At 60.6% G+C, this 22017-nt stretch carries 18 protein-coding genes and 1 riboswitch; of the genes, 11 read left to right on the top strand and 7 right to left on the bottom strand.

The window, feature by feature from the left end:
• The first annotated feature begins 12 nt into the window (after positions 1 to 12).
• The 8 genes from rplQ (at position 13) to ACSSVY_RS14030 (ending at position 10066) form a co-directional block, all read left to right on the top strand.
• On the top strand, positions 13 to 435 hold the full coding sequence (gene rplQ / locus ACSSVY_RS13995) for a 50S ribosomal protein L17 (protein WP_454270189.1): 423 nt from the start codon (positions 13 to 15) through the stop codon (positions 433 to 435).
• Positions 436 to 601: 166 nt separating this feature from the next.
• Positions 602 to 1978 carry a trypsin-like peptidase domain-containing protein gene (locus ACSSVY_RS14000; RefSeq protein WP_454270190.1) on the top strand — a complete coding sequence of 459 codons (1377 nt, stop codon included), beginning with the start codon at positions 602 to 604 and terminating at the stop codon, positions 1976 to 1978.
• A 3-nt stretch (positions 1979 to 1981) separates the two neighbouring features.
• Positions 1982 to 3289: a replication-associated recombination protein A gene (locus tag ACSSVY_RS14005; protein WP_454270191.1), complete on the top strand. Its 1308-nt coding sequence runs from the start codon at positions 1982 to 1984 to the stop codon at positions 3287 to 3289.
• Positions 3290 to 3504: 215 nt separating this feature from the next.
• Positions 3505 to 5115 (top strand): ABC transporter substrate-binding protein, encoded by a 1611-nt coding sequence (locus tag ACSSVY_RS14010; RefSeq protein ID WP_454270192.1) that lies wholly within the window; start codon positions 3505 to 3507, stop codon positions 5113 to 5115.
• Positions 5116 to 5318: 203 nt separating this feature from the next.
• Positions 5319 to 6275 carry an ABC transporter permease gene (locus ACSSVY_RS14015; protein ID WP_040650354.1) on the top strand — a complete coding sequence of 319 codons (957 nt, stop codon included), beginning with the start codon at positions 5319 to 5321 and terminating at the stop codon, positions 6273 to 6275.
• 12 nt (positions 6276 to 6287) lie between these two features.
• Complete coding sequence (locus tag ACSSVY_RS14020) at positions 6288 to 7526, top strand: ABC transporter permease (RefSeq protein ID WP_454270193.1); 1239 nt, start codon at positions 6288 to 6290, stop codon at positions 7524 to 7526.
• A gap of 4 nt (positions 7527 to 7530) precedes the next feature.
• The gene (locus tag ACSSVY_RS14025; protein ID WP_454270194.1) at positions 7531 to 9222 is read left to right on the top strand and encodes an ABC transporter ATP-binding protein; all 1692 of its coding nucleotides are present in this window, start codon (positions 7531 to 7533) and stop codon (positions 9220 to 9222) included.
• Between the two features lie 532 nt (positions 9223 to 9754).
• Complete coding sequence (locus ACSSVY_RS14030) at positions 9755 to 10066, top strand: hypothetical protein (protein ID WP_454270195.1); 312 nt, start codon at positions 9755 to 9757, stop codon at positions 10064 to 10066.
• 3 nt (positions 10067 to 10069) lie between these two features.
• On the opposite strand, the gene ACSSVY_RS14035 is transcribed toward ACSSVY_RS14030, so the two are convergent.
• Positions 10070 to 10552: a GNAT family N-acetyltransferase gene (locus tag ACSSVY_RS14035; protein ID WP_454270196.1), complete on the bottom strand. Its 483-nt coding sequence runs from the start codon at positions 10550 to 10552 to the stop codon at positions 10070 to 10072.
• A 95-nt stretch (positions 10553 to 10647) separates the two neighbouring features.
• Positions 10648 to 14376 carry a cobaltochelatase subunit CobN gene (gene cobN / locus ACSSVY_RS14040; protein WP_454270197.1) on the bottom strand — a complete coding sequence of 1243 codons (3729 nt, stop codon included), beginning with the start codon at positions 14374 to 14376 and terminating at the stop codon, positions 10648 to 10650.
• 92 nt (positions 14377 to 14468) lie between these two features.
• On the opposite strand from cobN, the gene ACSSVY_RS14045 reads away from it, so the two are divergent.
• Positions 14469 to 14630, top strand: coding sequence for a hypothetical protein (locus ACSSVY_RS14045; protein WP_009816449.1), 162 nt, complete (start codon positions 14469 to 14471; stop codon positions 14628 to 14630).
• A 2-nt stretch (positions 14631 to 14632) separates the two neighbouring features.
• Here the strand turns inward: ACSSVY_RS14045 and ACSSVY_RS14050 are convergent, their stop codons facing one another.
• Positions 14633 to 15082, bottom strand: coding sequence for a GNAT family N-acetyltransferase (locus tag ACSSVY_RS14050; RefSeq protein WP_454270198.1), 450 nt, complete (start codon positions 15080 to 15082; stop codon positions 14633 to 14635).
• Positions 15079 to 16161: a cobalamin biosynthesis protein CobW gene (cobW, locus tag ACSSVY_RS14055; protein ID WP_454270199.1), complete on the bottom strand. Its 1083-nt coding sequence runs from the start codon at positions 16159 to 16161 to the stop codon at positions 15079 to 15081. The genes ACSSVY_RS14050 and cobW overlap by 4 nt, the downstream gene beginning before the upstream one ends.
• Before the next feature lie 73 nt (positions 16162 to 16234).
• On the opposite strand from cobW, the gene ACSSVY_RS14060 reads away from it, so the two are divergent.
• Complete coding sequence (locus ACSSVY_RS14060) at positions 16235 to 16564, top strand: DUF1636 family protein (RefSeq protein WP_454270200.1); 330 nt, start codon at positions 16235 to 16237, stop codon at positions 16562 to 16564.
• 4 nt (positions 16565 to 16568) lie between these two features.
• Here the strand turns inward: ACSSVY_RS14060 and ACSSVY_RS14065 are convergent, their stop codons facing one another.
• Genes ACSSVY_RS14065 through ACSSVY_RS14075 form a run of 3 tightly spaced genes read right to left on the bottom strand, consistent with a single transcriptional unit; the run spans position 16569 to position 17957 of the window.
• A complete protein-coding gene (locus ACSSVY_RS14065; RefSeq protein ID WP_454270201.1) occupies positions 16569 to 17054 on the bottom strand; it encodes a hypothetical protein in 486 nt (161 codons plus the stop codon).
• Positions 17055 to 17108: 54 nt separating this feature from the next.
• A complete protein-coding gene (locus ACSSVY_RS14070) occupies positions 17109 to 17789 on the bottom strand; it encodes a CbtA family protein (RefSeq protein ID WP_454270202.1) in 681 nt (226 codons plus the stop codon).
• A gap of 3 nt (positions 17790 to 17792) precedes the next feature.
• A complete protein-coding gene (locus tag ACSSVY_RS14075; RefSeq protein WP_454270203.1) occupies positions 17793 to 17957 on the bottom strand; it encodes a CbtB domain-containing protein in 165 nt (54 codons plus the stop codon).
• Between the two features lie 33 nt (positions 17958 to 17990).
• A riboswitch (cobalamin riboswitch) is annotated at positions 17991 to 18214 on the bottom strand.
• 209 nt (positions 18215 to 18423) lie between these two features.
• Here ACSSVY_RS14075 and smc point away from each other — a divergent pair.
• A complete protein-coding gene (gene smc / locus ACSSVY_RS14080; protein WP_454270204.1) occupies positions 18424 to 21879 on the top strand; it encodes a chromosome segregation protein SMC in 3456 nt (1151 codons plus the stop codon).
• Positions 21880 to 22017 lie beyond the last annotated feature (138 nt).

Here is a 22017-nt window from a genome sequence, read left to right on the forward strand (position 1 = left end):
AGGAGATAGAAAATGCGTCACGCAAGAGGATACCGCCGCCTCAACCGCACCCACGAGCACCGCAAGGCACTGTGGGCGAACATGGCCGGCTCGCTCATCGAACATGAGCAAATCAAGACCACATTGCCCAAGGCAAAAGAACTGCGTCCGATCATCGAAAAGCTGATAACCCTCGGAAAACGTGGGGATTTGCATGCGCGCCGTCAGGCTGCGAGCCAGCTCAAGCAGGATGCCTATGTGGCCAAACTGTTCGACATTCTCGGACCCCGCTACAAGGAACGTCAGGGCGGTTACGTCCGCGTTCTCAAGGCCGGCTTCCGCTATGGTGACATGGCACCCATGGCCATCATCGAATTCGTGGACCGTGACGTCGACGCCAAAGGTGCCGCCGACAAGGCGCGCGTCGCAGCGTTTGAAATGTCTGACGACGAATAAGATCATAACCATTTCAAGTGGTTACAGATACGCCCCCGCCCTCACCGGCGGGGGTTTTGCATGTCGGACCTCGGGGATATGCCACCGCAAGACGCCGCAAAGCCTTGCATTGCCGCGCCACTCCCAGCATATCTCAAAGGCCAAGATCACCCTTGGGGAGCCTGTCATGTTCCGCCTTCTCTGCCTTGTTTTACTGGCCCTTCCCGGCCTGCCACACGCCGAAACCCGCGTGCCGGTCTCGCCTGTCGAAATTCAGTTGGGCTTTGCCCCGGTCGTCCAACAGGCCGCTCCGGCAGTGGTGAATATCTACGCCAGCCGCGTCGTCGCCACCCGCGCCAGCCCATTCCGGGGAGATCCGTTTTTCGAGAGATTTTTCAATGACTTCGGCGCAACACGCCCGCGCGTTCAAAACTCTCTTGGGTCCGGTGTGGTCCTCTCTGAGGATGGAATCGTCGTGTCGAATTATCATGTCGTGGGTGAGGCCACAGATATCCGCGTGGTCCTCAATGACCGCCGCGAGTACGCCGCCCGCGTCCTCTTGGGCGATGAAGAGGCGGATTTGGCCGTCCTCCAGATCGAGGATGCACCGCTCCTGCCCGCCCTCGCCCTCCGCGACAGCGACACCGTGCAGGTCGGCGAATTGGTGCTGGCCATCGGTAACCCCTTTGGCGTGGGCCAAACCGTCAGCAGCGGAATCGTCTCCGGCCTTGCCCGCTCTGGCACGGCCACCGGCAATGCGCGTGGCTATTTCATCCAGACCGACGCACCGATCAATCCCGGAAATTCGGGTGGCGCTCTGGTCGATGTGAACGGCCATCTTATTGGAATCAATACAGCAATTCTTTCGCGCTCGGGGGGATCGAATGGTATCGGCTTTGCCATTCCCTCGGCCTTGGTGGCACAGTTCGTGGCACAGGCGCGGGATGGAAAAACGACATTTGAACGCCCTTGGGCGGGTTTGGGTGGTCAGCCTGTAACCTCGGATATGGCCGAGGGGCTTGGCATCGCCGGCCCCGACGGCATCGTGATTTCAGAGGTGCATCCCCTCAGCAGCTTTGTCCGCGACATCCGCCCCGGCGACGTAATCACGATGGTCGGCGGTCAGCCCGTCAACAGCCCCGCAGAGATGATCTATCGCATGTCTCTGGCCGGACTCGGGTCCAAGACCACAATCACGCGCCTGCGCGATGGCGTTGTGCAAGAGATCGAGGTGGACATGATCGCCGCCCCCGACACCCCACCGCGCAACCGACTGGAGACCAGCCCGCGTGCCGCAATCCCTCAAATGTCCTTGTCGACGATCAACCCCGCCGTGATCGAGGACTACCGCCTTCCGCTTCTGTCGGAGGGGGTGATTGTGGATGATCCCGGCCCCTACGGTGCGCGTGCCGGATTGCGCGCAGGCGATATCTTGCGGTCCGTCAATGGTCGCACCACTCCTGATAGTGCAAGTGCCGCCGCGGCGTTGGAGCGTGCCGAGACAACCTTGGCCCTTGAGGTGCAGCGTGGTGGCCGGCGCATGGCGCTGCGGTTCCGGATCTGAGCGGTGGCGGATCTCTTTGATACTGGCGACACGCCGCGTCCCGACACGGGTCCTCGCCCCTTGGCCGACAGGCTCAGACCGCGTCGCCTCACTGATGTCATCGGACAGGATCAGGTGCTTGGCCCCGAAGCCCCGCTCGGCGTGATGCTTGCCTCCGGCAGCCTCTCCTCGTTGGTCTTCTGGGGCCCGCCCGGCGTGGGCAAGACCACGATTGCCCGGCTCTTGGCCGATGAAACGGATCTGCATTTCATCCAGATCAGTGCGATCTTTACCGGCGTACCAGAACTGCGCAAAGTGTTCGAAGAGGCCAAGCATCGCCGCACTCAAGGCCGCGGCACCCTGCTCTTCGTTGACGAAATCCACAGGTTCAACAAGGCACAGCAGGATGGGTTTTTGCCACATATGGAAGATGGCACGATCCTCTTGGTCGGCGCGACCACGGAAAACCCGAGTTTCGAGTTGAACGCCGCCCTTCTCAGCCGGGCACAGGTCTTGGTCCTGACGCGCTTGGCGCTCGCTGATCTAGAACGCCTTGCACAACGTGCCGAACAAGAGTTGAGCCGCGCCTTGCCGCTCGATGGTCCGGCGCGCGAGGCCTTGCTTGAAATGGCTGACGGCGACGGCCGCGCGCTCTTGAACTTGATTGAGCAGGTGGCGGCGTGGAAGGTCGAGGGAAAACTGGATAGCAGCGCCCTTGCCACCCGCCTGATGAAACGCGCGGCAAAATACGACAAGTCGGGTGACGAGCATTACAACCTCATCTCGGCATTGCATAAATCCGTGCGCGGCTCTGATCCTGATGCCGCTCTCTATTGGCTGGCCCGGATGCTGACAGGTGGTGAAGACCCACGCTATCTCGCGCGACGCATCCTGCGCATGGCGATCGAGGATATCGGCCTCGCTGATCCACAGGCGCAATCCATCTGCCTGCATGCGTGGGAAACCTATGAGCGGATCGGCAGCCCCGAGGGCGAATTGGCGCTGGCTCAGGCTGTGGCCTATCTGGCCCTCGCACCTAAATCCAACGCTGGATATACGGCCTACAAGGCCGCGCTGCGCGAGGCAAAGAAAACCGGAAGCGAGCCTCCGCCCAAACATATCCTCAACGCTCCAACCCGTTTGATGAAGGAGCAGGGCTACGGCGAAGGCTACGCTTATGACCATGACGCAGAGGATGGATTCTCGGGACAAAACTACTTTCCGGAGACCATGAAACGCCCTGTTCTGTATCAGCCCGTCGAGAGAGGGTTCGAGCGTGAGCTCAAGAAACGGCTCGATTACTTTGCCAAGCTACGGATGCGTCGCAGTTAGAAAACTCGGCGAAATCTCGGAAAACCTCAGCATTTATGACCTTTTAAAGCTTCTCCTTTGCTGGATTAAGCGCTGGAAAGAAGCGGCGTTTCGTGTTCTGTTAGAAACATGTCGTATTTGAGCATCCTTGCAGCCCCACTGAAAAGGAAGCTTTCAGTGTGGGCTGATGCTGCGGCCTCACCAATGACAGATTCAAAACAAGACAGGGAAAACCAATGAAAAAGAAAACCGATCAGGTCCTTTTGGACCGGCTCGCACAAGCTGCGCGCACCGGCGATATCTCGCGCCGCTCCTTCATGCATTTCGCAGCAGCAGCAGGTATGACGGCCTCGGCGGCCACTGGTCTATGGGGCACGTCCGCTGCTGCGAACCCGACTCCGGGCGGCACGTTCCGTTGGGGTGTGCATGATGGCAACACTTCTGACACCCATGATCCGGGCACCTATGTGACCCGCCAGATGATCTTTCTGGCCCATACCCATCGCAGTTATCTGACCTTGATCGAGGCGGACAATTCGCTTGGGCCGGATCTCGCTACCAGCTGGGAGGCCTCACCGGACGCCATGCAGTGGACGTTCGAACTCAATCCCGATGCGTCGTTCCACAGTGGCAAGCCGGTGACGTCTCAGGACGTGATCGACAGCCTCAATCATCATCGTGGCGATAGCTCGACTTCTGCTGCCAAGGCGCTGTTGACCGATGTGACCGACATCACTGCGGATGGTGACCATACCGTTGTGGTCAGCCTTGCTCGGGGCAATGCCGACTTGCCCTGGCTGATGACAGACTATCACTTTGCCATCTGCCCCTCGAACGGCGATGGCACGATCGACTGGAAATCGGGCGACGGTACTGGCCCGTACAAGATCGACTCGGGCGAATTCGGCATCCGTTGGGAATTGACCCGCCATGATGGCTGGCACGGAGAAGGTGCCTATTTCGACAAGGTGACAATGCTCGTCCTCAACGATCCCAACGCGCGCCAGACGGCGCTGGTGACGGGCGATGTAGACTGCGTCTCGCTGATCGAACTCAAGACGCTCGCGCTGTTGCAGCGCAACCCAGACATCTCGGTCGACAATATCCCCTCAGGTGGGGCGATCACTATGCCGATGTTCTGCGACACCGAACCCTTCAGCGATGTGCGCGTGCGCACGGCGCTGAAACTTGCGATGAATCGTGACGAGATCATCGAGAAAATCGCCTTTGGCGCAGCAACCAAAGGCAATGATTTCCACCTCTCGCCGGTGCAGCCCTATTGGCCAGAAGACATCCCGCAGCGCGAGTATGATCCCGATCAGGCCAAGTCTCTGCTCAAAGAGGCGGGGCAAGAGGGCTTGTCGGTCAATCTCTCGGTTGCAGACAGCGTCTATACTGGTGCCGTCGATATGTGCGTGCTTTATGCGGAACAGGCCAAGGCCGCAGGTATCAACATCAAGGTCGTGCGCGAGCCGAGTGATGGATACTACTCGGATGTTTGGCTGAAAAAACCGTTCAGCGCCGTGTCCTGGGGGGCGCGTCCGACCCCGGACGTGATGTTCACATTGGCCTACAAAGATGACGCGGCCTGGAACGAGACTCGCTGGCAGAATGAACGCTTCAATGAGTTGTTGCTTCAGGCCAAGTCAGAACTGGATGACACGCTGCGTGCCGAAATGTATCGCGAAATGTGCCTCCTGATGCGCGATGATGGCGGCACCCTCCTGCCGTTCTTCAACAATTGGGTCTATGCCCGTGGCAAAGGTGTCAAACGTCATGAACAGGTTGCGGCAAGCTGGGGCTGTGACGGCGCGCGTGCCGCAAGCCGCTGGTGGTTTGAAGCCTGAGGCCAATCTGCGACCCGGCATCGAAAGGTGCCGGGTTTTTAGCCGCCGGGGCAGGGAAATCCCTGCTTCGGCCTATCGCGTCATTGCGACAGGCCTGAATCGAGAATTATTTTTCGTCCGGCTCATAAAAAACTGTTAGCCTAAGCCATAAAAGGCCGCGCCGAACCACAAGGCGACAGGCGAAAAAACAGCAGGAGGGAAAGATGGGGGACATCCTAGGGCTCGTTGCAAAACGGCTCGGAATGGGTTTGATCATTCTACTGGTCATTTCCATAATCATATTCTTTATGGTCGAGCTCTTGCCCGGAGACATCGCGCAAGCCGTTCTGGGGCAAGGCGCAACGCCTGAGAACCTGGCCGCATTGCGCAAGGAAATGGGGCTCGATCAGCCAGCCGTCCTGCGCTATTTGCATTGGCTATCTGGTGCAGTGACGCTCGATTTTGGCAATTCCATCGTCACCGGTGCCAGTGTCGCCCAGACGATTGGCGAGCGGTTTGCCAATACATTGTTCCTCGCAGCCTATGCCGCCGCCATCGCGGTGCCGATCTCAATTGTGCTCGGTGTGCTTGTGGCGCTTCTGCGCAACTCGATTTTTGACCGGGTCGCGAACGTGGCGACACTTACCTCGATCTCCAGCCCTGAATTCTTTTTGGGCTACATCCTGATTCTGTATCTTGCGGTCAAGACGGGCATGTTCCCGGCCATCGCCAGCCTCAGCAACGACATGAGCTTTGGAGATCTCTTGTACCGCACCTTTCTGCCTGCGCTGACTCTGGTGCTGGTGGTGACGGCTCATATGATGCGCATGACGCGCGCAGCGATCATCAACCTGCTTGCCTCGCCCTATATCGAGATGGCACGCCTCAAAGGCACGCCCCCGTGGAAGGTGATCGTCAAGCATGCACTGCCGAATGCCTGGGCTCCGATCATCAACGTGGTGGCCCTCAATCTGGCCTATCTCATTACGGGTGTGGTGCTGGTTGAAGTGGTGTTCGTCTATCCGGGCATCGGTCAGGCCTTGGTTGATGCGGTCAGCAAGCGTGATTTCCCCGTGGTTCAGGCCTGCTGCCTGATCTTTGCCGCGACTTTCATCCTGCTCAATCTCGCGGCGGATGTGGGGTCTATCCTCACCAATCCGCGCTTGCGGCATCCAAAATAAGGGGGCAGAAACATGAGTGCTTTCGTCATCATCTACTACACTCTGCTTCTCGGCGCGTCTTGCCTTGCGGCCTATTTCAACAAACGCTCTGCCTTCTTGCTTATGTTCTCGCTAACACTGGTTTCGTTCATTCTAGGGATCATTGGCGGTGTTTCCGCATTGCGAATCGTGGCCATCTTGGCGGGGCTATTGGGGCTCTCGGCGATGGTCTCCTATGCGTTCCGTGAATTCCTGATCGCCATCGCCTCGCATAATCTGGCCAAGGAGTTACGCACCGCGCCACTTACCGCAGCGTTTGGCATGTTCGTGATCTTTACCGTCGCGATTGCAGGGATATTTGCCCCCCTCATCGCGCCCTATGGTGAGGCTCAGGTTATCACCTCGGCCTTTGCCCCTGCAGATGCAAACATGCTGCTTGGTGCGGATCAACTGGGGCGGGATGTATTCAGCCGACTGGTATTCGGCGCCCGCAATACCGTTGCTCTGGCCCTTGCTGGCACGGTCATGGCGTTCTTGCTGGGGGCTCTTGCCGGGTTGCTCGCTGCGACAACCGGAGGCTGGTTCGATCAGGCTTTGGCACGTACCTCCGATGTGATCATGTCGATTCCATCGTTGATCTTTGCGCTGTTGATGCTGTCGATTTTCGGCGGGGATTTGGCCAATGACACCACCAGCTTTTGGCTGCTCACGGGCTTTGCCGGAGTCGTTGGGCTTCTGATGGTCACTGCCATTTTCGAGAACAGTATTGTCGGATGGGCCATTGGCTTGGCCGTGCTTGTCGGGGTCTCGACAGCGTTTTCCGGCTTTATGCTCGTTATCTTCAACCCGTCCGAGATCATTCTGATCCTCGTCGTTGCGGTTATCTACAGTCCACGAGTTTTCCGTCTGACGCGCGCTGTGGCTGGCAACGTCGTGGTGATGGATTATATCGAGGCGGCCAAGCTGCGGGGTGAAAAGACGTGGTATCTGATCCGGCGTGAAATCCTGCCCAACTCCACCGCTCCGTTGGTTGCCGAATTCGGACTCGAGTTCTGTTTTGTGTTCCTGCTCATCGCGGGCTTGTCGTTCCTCGGCCTCGGCATCCAGCCGCCCACGGCGGATTGGGGCTCAATGGTGCGCGAAAACGCAACGCTGATCTCGTTTGGTGACATCACCCCGCTTATTCCCGCGGCGGCTATCGCTCTGCTGACCGTCGCGGTCAACTTTGTGGTGGACTGGATGCTCTACCGCTCCTCTGGCCTGAAGGTGTGAACCGATGCCCAAGAAAAAAGACGTTCTTCTCAAAATCCGTGACCTGAAGATTCAGGGCTATTCCGACGAATCCTGGATCGACATCATCAAGGGCGTGGACCTCACCCTGCACCGGGGCGAGGTGATGGGCCTGATCGGTGAATCGGGCGCAGGCAAATCTACCATTGGGGCCGCCTGTATGGGCTATGCCCGTGACGGCACGCGCATCTCCAATGGCTCGATTGAGTTTGATGGCATGGAACTCACGACTGCGTCCGAGAGCGAGCGCCGGGCGCTACGTGGTTCGCGTATCGCCTATGTGGCGCAGTCGGCTGCGGCCTCGTTCAACCCGGCGCACAAGATCATCGACCAGCACACCGAAGCGCCCTTGCAATATCGACTCAAAAAGAGGCTGGAGGCGCAAGAGGATGCGATGGACCTCTACGAAAGGCTGCGCTTGCCCAATCCGAAGGAGATCGGTTTTCGTTATCCGCATCAAGTCTCTGGTGGGCAGTTGCAGCGTGCCATGACGGCCATGGCAATGTCCTGTCGGCCTGATCTCATCATCTTTGACGAACCGACAACTGCGCTGGATGTGACCACTCAGATCGAAGTGCTGGCCGCGATCCGAGATATCGTGGATCAGTTCAACACCGCCGCGATCTATATCACTCACGATCTGGCGGTTGTGGCGCAGATGGCGGATACCATCAAGGTGCTGCTCAAGGGTGAAGAAGTCGAAGAAGCCTCGACCAAAGAGATGCTGGACAATCCGAAAGAGGAATACACAAAGTCCCTTTGGGCGGTTCGTAGCTTTGAGAGCCCACAGCGCCACCGACCCAAGGATGGCGTGCCGCTGATCTCGATCCGTAATGTCGACGCCTCCTATACCGGCGGCGACAAGGTGCTGGATGATGTCAGTTTCGATATCTACGAGGGCATGACCGTGGCTGTTGTGGGGGAATCCGGCTCTGGAAAATCCACCACGGCGCGGGTGATAACCGGCCTTTTGCCACCGTCCAAGGGTGAAGTTCTATTCAAGGGTGAACCCTTTCCGCCGAGTTACAAGGATCGCACCAAGGACCAATTGCGCCAGTGCCAGATGATTTATCAGATGGCTGATACAGCCCTAAATCCCAAGGTTCGCATCTCGGAAATCATCGGACGGCCCGCGGCCTTCTATTCCGGTCTCAAAGGTGTGGCGCTCAAGAACCGCGTTGATGAATTGCTTGACCTGATCGAGCTTGAACCTTCGCAATATTACAACCGCTATCCGCCTGAGTTGTCCGGCGGGCAAAAGCAACGCATCGGTATTGCCCGCGCGCTTGCGGCGGAACCCACCTTTATCGTCTGCGACGAGGTGACGTCTGCGCTTGATCAGCTTGTTGCTGAGGGCATTCTGCGCCTGCTCGACCGGCTGCAAAACGAGCTGGGGCTGGCCTATATGTTTATCACCCATGATCTCGCCACCGTGCGCTCCATCGCCGATGAGGTGGTCGTGATGCAGCATGGCAAAGTGGTGGAGCAGGGGCCCAAGGACGAGATGTTCACGCCGCCGCACCATCCCTATACTGATCTCTTGCTCAGCTCCGTGCCGGAGATGGACCCGAATTGGCTGACCACGCTGCTGGAAGAGCGTGGCGTGGATAATGTGGGCGATGCGGCAGCAGCCCGCATTGATCCAAAGGATCCCAAGATATCTGGCGCAAACGCGTGATGGAATGCAAGACGGGGCGGAGAGGTTGTCCTCATCCGCCCCTCACTCGGCCTGAATTCCGTTGATCTATCAGTCTATTACAGGATAGCCATGGCGGACATTACAAATGTCCCGATGATCGCTGCATAGACGATCACAACAGCCTGCCAAGAGGCACTATGCGCGCGCAGTTCGCGGTTCAGTTCGTCGCGGGTCATCGAGTTGCCTCCATCCTATGGGTTTAGATCAGGGCCGTCTTCATGGCCACGCTGCGCACATAATGGATTTTTGTGACCGCGCAATGGCAAATACTGAGAAAATCCATGCGTTTGCAGCATGTCTCCTGCTCGATTTCCACATATCGAGAGAATCCGAAGGTTCGTGATCTAAAAACGACTTCACATAACGACATGAACCGCAAATATGACGGCACCGCCTTAACTCCTGTTTAACGCCCAAAGGACAAGACTGTCCCATGATGTTGCGCGGACTCACCTTGTTTCTTACAATCGCTTTGGTCGGATGCAATTCTCCCGGCCCGGCATTTCAGACTTTGGCGCCGCAGCGAATCACCATCGGCCATAGCGCTTTTGATGTGCGGGTCGCGGGCACGCGGGCGCAGGCGATGCGTGTCAGCCCGGAATGGGCGCCGCGCCTGGCCGCTGTTGCCCCGCGCGGGGTTGCGGCAATAGAGTCTGTCAGCGGCTGTCGCGTGGCACGGCTCTGGGGCGATGCTGCGGTAATGGAGGCACAGCTTGATTGCGGCGCCGGTGTGCCACCCCTACCGCCGCCACAGATCCTCGAGTGCGAGCAAGAACCGGTCTTTCGCGGTTACGTCGATCTCATCTGCATTCGGCGCGAGTGAGGTCTAGGGCGCATCTTCAAGAGGTATTGGCACCAACCGTTCCATCGTCACGCTGGTCGGGCGATCATAACCGGGATGAGCGGTTTGCGCCGTGATCACGAACCCGAGGTTCGCAAAAGTGGCATGGTTCTCTACCAATTCCAGTCGGGTTTGTAATCGCAGGCGCGGCAGGCCAAGTGTTATTGCCCGAGTCTCGGCGTGTGCCACCATCTTACCCGCCAATCCCTGTCCTCGATGGCCTGCATCTACCGCAAGCTTACCGAGATAGAGCGCGTCTGGCTGTGGTGTCAGGATCATGCAGGCGGTGGGGTAACTCCTCTCGGAGATGACCCAGATCTCAGAGGTCGCGGCTAAAACGCGCAACGCATCGATATCCAAATGTGCCAGCGATGAAGGTGGATCAATGCGCCCCTCCATATAGGCAAAGGTGCGGCACAGCAGTGCGTGAACCGCGTTGAGGTCACCGGCAGGCAGATAACGACGCATGGGCAAGCCTCAGGTCTGGAAAGCTGCGCAAGAGAATAGCGCTTTAGACTGAAAAAGCGGAGCGATTCTTCTATGGTTGTTCTAGCGGGGGCGGATCAGGGCGCAGGAGAAGAGTTGCGAGCGGCCTCGATCCGCGCGCGCGCGGAATTCGACCGCGGCATCCAAAGACCCCGGTCTATCGCCTCGGCGAGACGCTCGGCCAGTTCGCGCAGGGCGGACGGGTTGTGATTTGCAATGAACGCGCGTGTGTCGTCGTCCTCCAGAAACGCCGCCTCGACCAGATCGAAATGATGGCCGCGCACAGCGCCAGTTGTGGCCGCAAAGGCAAAGAGATAATCCACTGTCGCGGCGATCTCGAAGGCACCTTTATATCCATGCCGCTTGACCCCCGCGATCCATTTCGGATTGACCACGCGCGATCGCACCACCCGCCCGATCTCATCCTCCAGCGTGCGGATGAGCGGACGTTCGGGGCGCGAATGGTCGTTGTGATAGATCGGTCGATCCCGCCCCTGCAACGTGCTCACGGCCGCCGCGGCGCCACCTTCAAACTGATAATAGTCATCAGAATCAAGCAGATCATGCTCGCGATTGTCCTGGTTCTGCACAATCGCCTCGGTCTGGCGCAGCCGCGTTTCAAACCTGACTCGGTCTGGTGTGCCCTCTTCTTTGACACCGTAGGCATAGCTGCCCCAGGTCAGATATGCCTCGGCCAGATCTGCCTTGTTGGCCCAGAGGCGCTCGTCAATCATCGCCTGAAGTCCCGCGCCATAGGCCCCCGGTTTCGAGCCATAAATACGCGGCCCCACCCCCTCGCTCCGCGCTCTCGCGGCGGCCGGGTTGCTGTCCTCGGCCTCATCAAGCCCCTGAACCGCCCGCGCCGCGCTGTCGAATAGCGCGATAAGCTGCGGAAAAGCATCACGGAAAAATCCCGATATACGCAGGGTCACATCCACGCGCGGTCGTCCCAGCACGCCCTCAGGCAGGATCTCGAACCCGGTCACGCGGCGGTTGGCGGCATCCCATTTCGGCTTGACCCCCATCAGGGCCAGCGCCTGCGCGATATCATCGCCGCCAGTGCGCATATTGGCCGTGCCCCAGGCAGTAATCAGCAGGGCGCGCGGCCAATCGCCATGGGTTTGCAGATGTTTTTCAATCAGGAGGTTGGCGGATTTCCAACCCAGGGCCCAAGCGGTCGGCGTGGGCACGGCACGGCTATCCACGCTGTAGAAATTGCGCCCCGTGGGCAGGGTATCGAGCCGCCCACGCGTTGGTGCGCCCGAGGGGCCGGGGGCAATCGCCTGCCCCTCCAACGCCCGCAGCAATCCTGCGCCCTCATCCGGCCCACAGGCCGCAATGGCAGGGCGAATGCGCGCCGCAATCTCTGCGAGAACCGCCGCTGTATGCGGTCCGACCTCTTGCTCACTCTCCGCCAAGAGGCGCTGCGCCATCAGTTCCAGCCGCTCGACCGTGTCGCCATTGCTGCGCCACGGATCGGCGCTGAGGTCTGCCAAAGCCAGCGGTTTTTCAGCCGCAGGGGCCGCCATATCGCAATCGAGCGGGTCAATTTCTAGCCCATGATCTGTCGCCAAGGCCCGGATCAACGAGGCATCGCCGCCCTTTCCATCGCCGCGCGGCACCCGGGCCAAGGCTATGGCAAGATCAACTTCCAATCGACCCGTCGGCGACTGCCCGAACACATGCAGCCCGTCGCGGATCTGCGCCTCTTTCAACTCACAGAGATAGGCATCGAGCCGCGCCAGATCGCCCGCCTCGTCCGTGCCCGACATGCCGACATCCTTGTCGAGTCCCGTTGCAGAACTCAGCGTCAGGATTTCGCGGCGCAGATGGGCAATGCGGCGCGGATCGACCCCGGCGGCCTCATAGTATTCGTCCACCAGCGCCTCCAGATCGCGCAACGGACCATAGGTTTCGGCGCGGGTGAGCGGCGGGGTCAGGTGGTCGATGATCACCGCCTGCGCGCGGCGCTTGGCCTGCGTGCCCTCACCGGGATCGTTGACGATAAACGGATAGACATGTGGCATCGGCCCCAGCACCGCCTCGGGCCAACACTCGGCGCTCAGCGCCAATGCCTTGCCGGGTAACCATTCGACATTGCCATGCTTGCCCATATGCACAATCGCCTGCGCGCCAAAATAGTGGCGCAGCCAGATATAGAAGGCGAGATAATTGTGCGGCGGCACCAGATCGGGGGAATGATAGGTCTCAGTCGGGTTGATGTTATAGCCCCGCGCCGGTTGCAGCCCGACCACGACATGACCGAAATTCAGGATCGACAGGGCAAAGCCTGCGCCGGTGGTGCCGTCGGATTTGAGTATTTGTGGAACGATGAAAGGGTCATCTTCGGGGGGACCCCAACGGGCGGTCATCGCCTCGCGAAGATCCCACGGCAGGGCGTTAAAATGCTCTAGGTAGATATCAAGCGGCAGCGTCTCGCCCCCGTCGCGGCTCGCGCGATCCGTGAGCCAGTTGGTCGGCCCCGCCATCACCGCCCGCATCAGGGCGTCGCTATCCTGAGGCGGATTGGCGACAGTGTAGCCTGCCTCGGCCATCAAGCGCAGCGCGTGCACCGTGGCCGCAGGCGTATCGAGACCGACCCCATTGGCCAGCCGCCCGTCCTTGTTTGGGTAATTGGCAAGGACCAGCGCCACACGGCGCTTAGGCGCAGGTGTCTGGCGCAGCTTGGCCCAATTGGCGGCCAGGTGCGCCACGAAATCCACTCGGTCTCCGACCGCACGATAGGTGGCGATGTGGCATTCGGTGGCCGCGTCGAAAAACGCCTCACCCTTGAAACTGATGGCGCGGCTGAGGATGCGGCCGTCGACCTCGGGCAGGGCCACGTTCATGGCGATATCGCGTCCTGAGAGGCCGGTCAGCCCCTTGGCCCAGGTCTCTTCAGAAGAGCCTGCCAACACCACCTGAAACACCGGCGCGCCATTGGCGGCGGGCATGGAAAGCGGGTTCTCGGGGCTGTCGTCGCCCGCATGCGGCGAACCCACGGCAAAGGCCGTGCAATTGAGGATCACCGAAGGTTGGGCCACACCAAAGAGATGCTCCAGCGTCGCCACCGATACCGGGTCTTTCAGCGAGGCGACAAAGACCGGCAGCGGATTGAGCCCGGCGCGCAAGAGCGATTTCACCAGCCGGTTGATCGGATGGAGCCCGGCCCCCTGCACCAGCGCGCGGTAAAAGATCACCGGCGCGACCGGCTGACCTTCCCCCCACGCCTCTTGCGCGGCAGTCAGGCCCGCCACGCCCGCCCCCGGCCAATAGACCCCTGCGCGCAACAACGGGCTTGCGGCGGCAGGCTTGTCCGTACCATCCAGCAGCGCCCCCGCATAACGCAAGAAGTTGCTGGCATTCTCTGGTCCACCCTCGACCAGATAGGCCCAAAGCGCGTCGTAATCCGCGTCCGGCACGGTGGACAACCCACGCAATTCCGCGTCGGGCTTGTCATCGCCGGGGAAGAGCGCCAGAGGCACGCCCGCCTCATGCAGGCGCGCGGCATATTGCTCGGCCCCGTATTTCCAATAGCCCACACCACCTAGCACCCTTGCGATCACCAGCCGCGATTTGCTGGCGCAGTGATCGAGATGCAGATCGACGGACATCGGATGTTGCAAATGGCTCAGATTGGCAAGCCGGAGTCTCGGAGACTCTGCCATTTCGGCGCGTGCCGCACTCAGCGCTGCCAATTCAGTATCAGCGGCCGAAATGAAGATCAGATCTGCGGGCGTCTGCCCCAGATCCACCGGTTCTTTGCCATCATCAATGACCCCGGGTGTCGCTGCGAGCAGATGCATCAGACGGTTCCGGCTTGATCAAAGACAGGCTTTGCGGCAAGAGCAGCATCAGAGCCGCCCGGATTGGGGCGCAGAGCCGAAAGGGCGACAGCATGGACTACAAAGCACAGGGCACCCCCAAGAAAGGCGGCAAGATCCCGCGTCACAATGAGCATAACGCACCGGGCACGGACAAGAATCCGTTCGGCAAGCGTCCCTCCAAGGAAGAGCTGATTGCCAGGCTCAAGGCCAAGACCGAGAAAACCGCGAAATAGGCTCATAGCGACTTCTCCATGAAGATGGAGGAGACGGCCTTGGGATAGTCCCCGAATGGCCCGCGCGGAACAAACCCGTGGCGCGCATAGAGTTTGTGCGCCGCCTCAAGCAGGTTACCGGTTTCCAGCCGCAGGCAGGGCAGGGCAAGCGCGCGCGCCTCATCCTCGATCCGACGCAATAGCGCATCCGCGATTCCCCGTCCGCGCGCCGCTTCATCAACAAACATGGATTTGACTTCGCCGTAACCGTCGCGCAGCGCGAGTGCGCCGGTGCCAACCATCCGCGCCTGAATGCGCGCGGCAAAGAACCGGATATCGGGGGCGCAGAGGGCGTCGATGTCGAGAAAGAAATTGTCCTCGGGCGGAAAGAGCGATTCCATCAGCGTATGGCTCGCGCGCAAGAGCGCGCTGGCCTCTGGATGCCGCGGGTCTGCCGCCTCGACGATGATCATGCCGAGAGGGCCGCTGTGATCGCCGCCCGGTCCAGCCCCGCCTGACCGATCACCACCAGCCGCGTTTGGCGCGGACCGGCGCCATAAGGCTGATCGAAATAGCTGTCCACACGCGGGCCCACCGCCTGAATGGTCAGGCGCATCGGCTTGCCCGCTACGGCGGCAAAGCCCTTGAGGCGCAGGATATCATGGGCGCGGATCACCTCCGTGATCAGCTTGGCAAAGCTGGCTGGATCGCTGATCTCGGGCCGCGTCACTACAAAGCTCTCGAACGCATCGTGGCCATGATCGTGATGATGGTCGTGATCATCATCATCGTCGTCGTGATGATCGTCATCCTCGTCGTCGTGATGATGATGGTGCAGCTCATGCCGGGCCTCCATATCCGCCTCGGCACCGATGCCTTGACCGAGCAGCACCTCTACCGGCAGCGCCCCCATGGTCGCGGTCACGACTTGCACGCCCTCGCGCGAATCAGCGCGCAGCCGCGTGATCAGCGTTGCGCGCTCCTCCTCGGTCAGCAGGTCGGATTTGTTGATCACGATCATGTCGGCACAGGCCATCTGATCCTCGAAGAGTTCCGAGAGCGGCGTTTCGTGGTCGAGATTCTCATCGAGCTTGCGCTGTGCATCGACCGCCGCCACATCATGCGCAAAGCGCCCTTCGGTCACGGCTTTGCCATCGACCACCGTCACCACGCCATCAACCGTCACCCGTGTCGAAATCTCGGGCCAGTTGAAGGCCCGCACAAGCGGTTGCGGCAGCGCCAGACCCGAGGTCTCGATTACGATGTGATCGGGCGCGCGCTCGCGGTCCAAGAGCTTTTGCAGGGTGGGGATGAAATCCTCGGCCACGGTGCAGCAGATGCAGCCGTTGGACAGCTCCATCACATCCTCTTCCGAACAGGTCTCGATCCCGCAGCCCTTGAGGATGTCGCCATCCACGCCCAGATCGCCGAATTCGTTGATGATCAGCGCAATGCGCCTGCCGCCTGCATTCTCGAGCATGTGCCGGATCAGCGTGGTCTTGCCGGCCCCGAGAAATCCGGTGACGACGGTGGCTGGGATCTTGGCTTGCATTTTCTTGGCTCCTTCAGGGGGCTTGCATCGGGCGGGGCGGCTGGCCTAAGCCCGGTGGAAAAGGGGATCGGCGATGGTGCACCGGATTGTGGTCTGTTCTACGTGCGAGGGCACGGATGGCAAGGGCTTTGCGGCCCGGCTGCGCGTGGGGCTGGCCGACCGGAGCATGGAGTTCACGGTGCAGGACCATGACTGCATGTCCAATTGCGGTCGCCCGCTCAGCGTGGCGTTTTCCGCGCCGGGCAAGGCCACGTATCTCTTTGGCGATATCGACCCCGCGGGCGATCTTGAGGATACGCTGGCCTTCGCGGCGCTATATGCCGAATGCGCCGATGGATGGATCGAGGATGCGCGCCCCGCCGGACGGTTACGGCAGTGCCTGATTGGGCGCGTGCCGGGCTGAGCGGTCATTCGATCACCACCGCAATCGTGGCCTCGATGGGTACGCCATTCGATGCCAGTTGCGTATGGTCATTGGCATTCAACGTCACGCGGAGTTCATGCGTGCCGACCGGAAGCGCATCCAACTGCATCCACGGTCCATAGGCTCGCGCGATCTTGACACCGTTCAGATAGAGATGCGCATGACCGCGCCCCGGCACGGCTGGGCTATTCACCCCCTCGGGGTCAAAGATGAAATTCTCAACGCCGATATGCAGATTACGGCTCTGCGCCCCGTCGGGATGCAGGGTCAGCGTCATTGCTGGAGTGGGATCACTGACTTCGGTCAGGGTTGCATGCGCCGCCCCGCCGTGGTCATGGGCGTTATGGTCATGAACCGCCGCGCCATGGTCATGCCCCGCAAGTTGCACGCCGGATGTGGCGGCGACCAGAAACCCCAGCCCCGTGCCGAAAAAGAGGCCGATGCCGAGAAAGGCGAGTGGTTTGGCCATTGTGTTGTCTCCTGTCGGATGGCCCCGGCGCCTTGGCACCAGGGTGTTGACCTGTCAGGTTGCCGTGCTCTCACGCTGCCAGAAATACCCGGCAAAGAGACCAAGAAGGGCCCAAGCGGCAAAACCGACACCCAAGGCGCGTGCCGCGAAGAGCGCGGCAATCTCGGGCGGAACCGGGCCCGATAGCTCATCTGGGTGGGGCGCGCCAATGAGGTGCGGCGTCAGCATCAATACAATTGCCACCGTCCACACGACCCAGTTGCGGCCAAAGGCGATGAGCGCGAGCGCAATCGCAGTTGCTGCAACAGTGGACCACCACCAGACCTGACGCTCGGCCACGTCTGCGGCGGCAACGCCCGGCACTTCTGGCGGCAAGGAAAGGGCAGGCGCGAAATGAAACGCGACAAATCCTGCAATGCCCCAGATTAACCCGCTGCGCGCATTGATCGTGAAACCACGATCGGCGGCCACGCCCATGGCGGCAACCAGAATTAACGCATAGCCCACATAGATCAATGCCGAGAACAACAGGCTCAGCCCATCGCGCACCGGATCAAGACCGGGCAGGTCCGGATGAGCGCTAACCGCCTCCGCGCCGAAATGCACAAGGTCACCGCCCTCGTATAGCTCTGCATGCAAAAGCACAGGCTGCACGAACACCAACTGTAACAGGGCGGCAATCAGCCCCGCACAGAAACCAGCGAACAACGCGCTGGTGACGATTTTTGAGAACATGGATTAGTGGCAGGGAAAACCGGTCGCGTGGCGCACGTCATGTGCGGCGTCATGCAGAGCAGAAGCCTGCACATGGCCAGCGACGGTTACGATGCCAAGGCCCAGAAAGATCGCGGCAACGAACGGCAGGACGGTTGATTTTGCAGCGGTTTGAACCAATGCGGTCATAGCGGTATCTCCTTTACACCTCTCACCCGAGGCGGGATTAACAAACGCAGGGCTGGTCTCCTGGCTCGCGGGTCGTCGCCTGTCTGCCGCCTTCCCAAGGGTTTTACACCTCAGTGGCATCTGGCAGGGGCTCGCCGCTTACAGTCGCGGGGGCGGCTGACGCATGGACGCCCTGATTGGGTCCGCCGGCACGTCATTCCCATTTATCCTCGCGGCGCTTTGCACCGAAACGAGGAACCTTGCCACTCCCGTATGCAGGCTGCATCAGCATGCGTCAAGGTGGTTTGCGACCGCTCAAGGACGGTCTGCGGCATTGTTTCTTTGAATGCCGGCAGAGTTTTGCCCAATATCATGTGGATAACTGACCATGTCACCCTATATGCTGTGGTTGGCCGTTGACAGGTAGGCACCCCGAGCCTCAAACTCCGATGACAACGGAATCACCGGATAAGGGGCACGCGCGCAGGTGCAGTTCTCGAAACTCAGATTGACCGGCTTCAAGAGCTTTGTCGACCCGACCGATCTGATCATCGCGGGCGGTCTTACCGGCGTTGTAGGACCCAATGGCTGTGGCAAGTCCAACCTGCTCGAGGCGCTGCGTTGGGTGATGGGCGAAAACCGCCCAACCGCGATGCGCGGCGATGGCATGGAGGATGTGATCTTTGCCGGGGCCGCGACGCGACCTGCGCGAAACTTTGCCGAGGTGGTGATCCATCTCGATAATTCCGACCGGTTGGCACCGGCGGGTTTCAACGACTCAGATCATCTTGAGATCGTCCGCAGGATCACCCGCGATGTGGGCTCAGCGTACAAAGTTAACGGCAAGGACGTACGGGCGCGCGATGTTCAGATGCTGTTCGCCGATGCCTCGACCGGCGCGCATTCCCCGGCTCTCGTCCGGCAGGGGCAGATTTCGGAATTGATCAATGCGAAACCCAAATCGCGTCGGCGCATTCTAGAAGAGGCGGCCGGGATTTCGGGTCTCTATCAGCGGCGACATGAGGCCGAACTGAAACTGCGCGGCGCAGAAACCAACCTGACGCGTGTTGACGATGTTGTCGAACAATTGGCGGCGCAACTGGCGCAATTGGCGCGGCAGGCGAAACAGGCGGCGCGCTATCGGCAAATCGGCGAAGAATTGCGTCTGGCCGAGGGGCTGTTGCTCTATCGTCGCTGGAAAGAGGCAGATTTCGCGCACGCGCGCGCCGAGGATGAGCTTCGAGACCGCACCACCGCAGCAGCGCGTGCAGAAGTTGGGGCGCGCGAGGCAGCCAAAGCCCGGGCAAAGGCAGAGGAAGCACTACCCAAACTGCGCGAGGAAGAGGCCATCGCGGCTGCAATCCTGCAACGTCTGAGCGTGCAGCGAGATGCCCTTAGCGAACAAGAGGTGAATGCGCGCGACCGGATCGCCACCCTGCGTGGCCGGATCGAACAATTGGCCCGCGATATTGACCGCGAATCGGGGCTTAACCGAGATGCTGTCGACACCATTGCCCGACTTGATTGGGAGGCTGGTGAACTCGTCAAAGGTGCCGAAGGGCATGATGCCCGATTGGACGCCGCGCAGGCGGAGGCGCGCGAGGCAGCGCAGATCCTGCAACAGCGTGAGAACGATCTCAGCCAGATGACAGAGGATATTGCGCGCCTTGCAGCTCGCCATCAATCTGCGCAACGCCTGCTGGAGGATAGTCGCAAGACTTTGGCCAAGAGCGAGGCCGAGGCTGAGCGCGCGCGCTCAGCGCAGAGCCAGTCTCACGACGCCTTGGCCAAGGCGCAAGCCGATCACGCCGCAGCAATTGAGGCCGAAGCCGGTGCCGTGGCCGCAGCCGAGGCAGCAGAGGTGGCCTTGGTGGATGCTGACGAAGCCCGCGCAGAGGCTCAGGCACAAGAGGCCGAGGCGCGTGCCGCACGCTCCGAGGCCGAGGGAGAGGTCAACGCGCTGCGCGCCGAGGTCACAGCCTTGGCCAAGCTGGTGCAGCGCGACACCGCCGAGGGTGGGCAGGTGATGGACCGCCTACAGGTGCAGCAGGGGTTTGAAAAGGCATTGGGCGCGGCACTCGCCGATGATCTGCGTGCCCCCGAGGTCGAGGCCGATGGTCCTTCGGGCTGGACTATTCTGCCCGGTTACGCCGCTCCGCAAATGCTTCCCGGAGGCGTCACGGCACTTAGCAACCATGTTTCGGTGCCAGAAGTTCTGGCCCGGCGCATGTCACAGATCGGATTGATTGATCCCGAGGACGCCGCTCGCCTGCAAGCGCTTCTGAAACCCGGTCAGCGACTGGTCAGCACCGAGGGTGATCTGTGGCGCTGGGATGGGTTTCGAGCCTGGGCAGAAGATGCGCCATCGGCGGCTACCCTTCGTCTGCAACAGCTCAACCGGCTGGAGGAACTCAAGCAGCAGTTGGAACATGCCACCGCCCGCGCAGATGGGGCGATGCGCGCGCATGAGGCATTACGCGAGGCCTTGATCCGCCGCACTGACGAGGATCGTGCCGCACGTGACACACGTCGCGCGGCGGATACGGCTGTGAACGAGGCCAACAGGTTTCTGAGCCGCGCCGAGGCAGATCGTAATCTTGCCGGATCGCGGCTCGAGTCGCTCGGTCTCGCCGTGACCCGCCATGACGAAGAGGCGATGGCCGCCCGCATGAGCCTGTCTGAAGCTGAAAAAGGAATAGCCGATCTGGGGGATCTGGAGGCGGCTCGCGCCGATCTGGAAACGATCAAGATGGCGGTTGAAGCTGCTCGGATGATGATGATGACCAAGCGGTCAGGGGCGGATGAGCTGCGCCGTGAGGGCGAGCGGCGCACCCGCCGCAGTCAGGAAATCACCAAAGAGATCAGTGGTTGGCGACATCGACTGGACACAGCTGAAAAGCGTATCGCGGAATTGGCAGAGCGCAAACTGGACTCGGAGGAAGAACTGACCGATGCGAGCGCCGCGCCGGAAATTCTTGCGGCCAAACGTGCCGAACTGGGCGAAGAGATCACCCGCAGCGAGGCCCGACGCGCCGCCGCGGCCGATGCGCTCTCGACCGCCGAAGGTGAGGCACGTCAGGCCGCGCTGGACGAGCGCGAAGCCGAGCGGCTGGCCTCTGAAGCGCGCGAATTACGCGCACGCGCCGAGGCGCGGCTCGACGCTGCGCGCGAGACGCGCGACTATGCTGCCGAGCGGATCCAAGAGACGCTGGAGGTCACGCCCGACGCCCTGCTTGAGAGCCTTGGGGCTGATCCTGACGCCATGCCCGCCTCTGAGGTCATCGAAGCGGATGTGAATCGCCTGAAGCGTCAGCGCGATGCGCTGGGCGCGGTCAACCTGCGAGCTGAAGAGGACGCCGAAGAGGTCGAGGCGGAGCATGATAGTCTGATCAAGGAAAAGACTGACCTCGAAGAGGCGATCAAGACCCTGCGCAGCGGCATTGCCAGCCTCAACCGTGAAGGTCGTGAGCGGCTTTTGACGGCCTTTGAGCAGGTGAACTCCAATTTCACCCTCTTGTTCCGCCACCTTTTTGGCGGCGGTGAGGCCAATCTGGTTCTGGTCGAGAGCGATGATCCGCTTGAGGCGGGGCTGGAAATCATGTGCCAGCCTCCGGGCAAGAAGCTCTCGACGCTCAGCCTCCTGTCGGGGGGCGAGCAGACGCTGACGGCGCTGGCGCTGATCTTTGCGGTGTTTCTGGCCAATCCTGCACCAATCTGCGTGCTGGATGAGGTCGATGCGCCGCTGGATGACGCGAACGTCACCCGGTTCTGTGATTTGCTCGACGAGATGTGTCGCCGGACTGAGACCCGGTTTTTGATTATCACCCATCACGCTGTCACCATGAGCCGGATGGATCGTCTGTTTGGGGTCACCATGGCTGAGCAAGGCGTAAGCCAGCTTGTCTCCGTGGACCTCAAGAAGGCTGCGCAAATGGTCGCCTGAGGGCGATTGGAGGCGTGACGAGGCATACCAAAGGCCTAGAGCCAATGTAGCTGCGACTTGATATACTCGATCACACGCTCTCGGACGCCTCCTGAGATGCGAGAAAGCAGATGCTTATTCAGCCACTGTAGGATTTTC

It is taken from the genome of Roseovarius sp. MBR-51 (assembly GCF_053628575.1).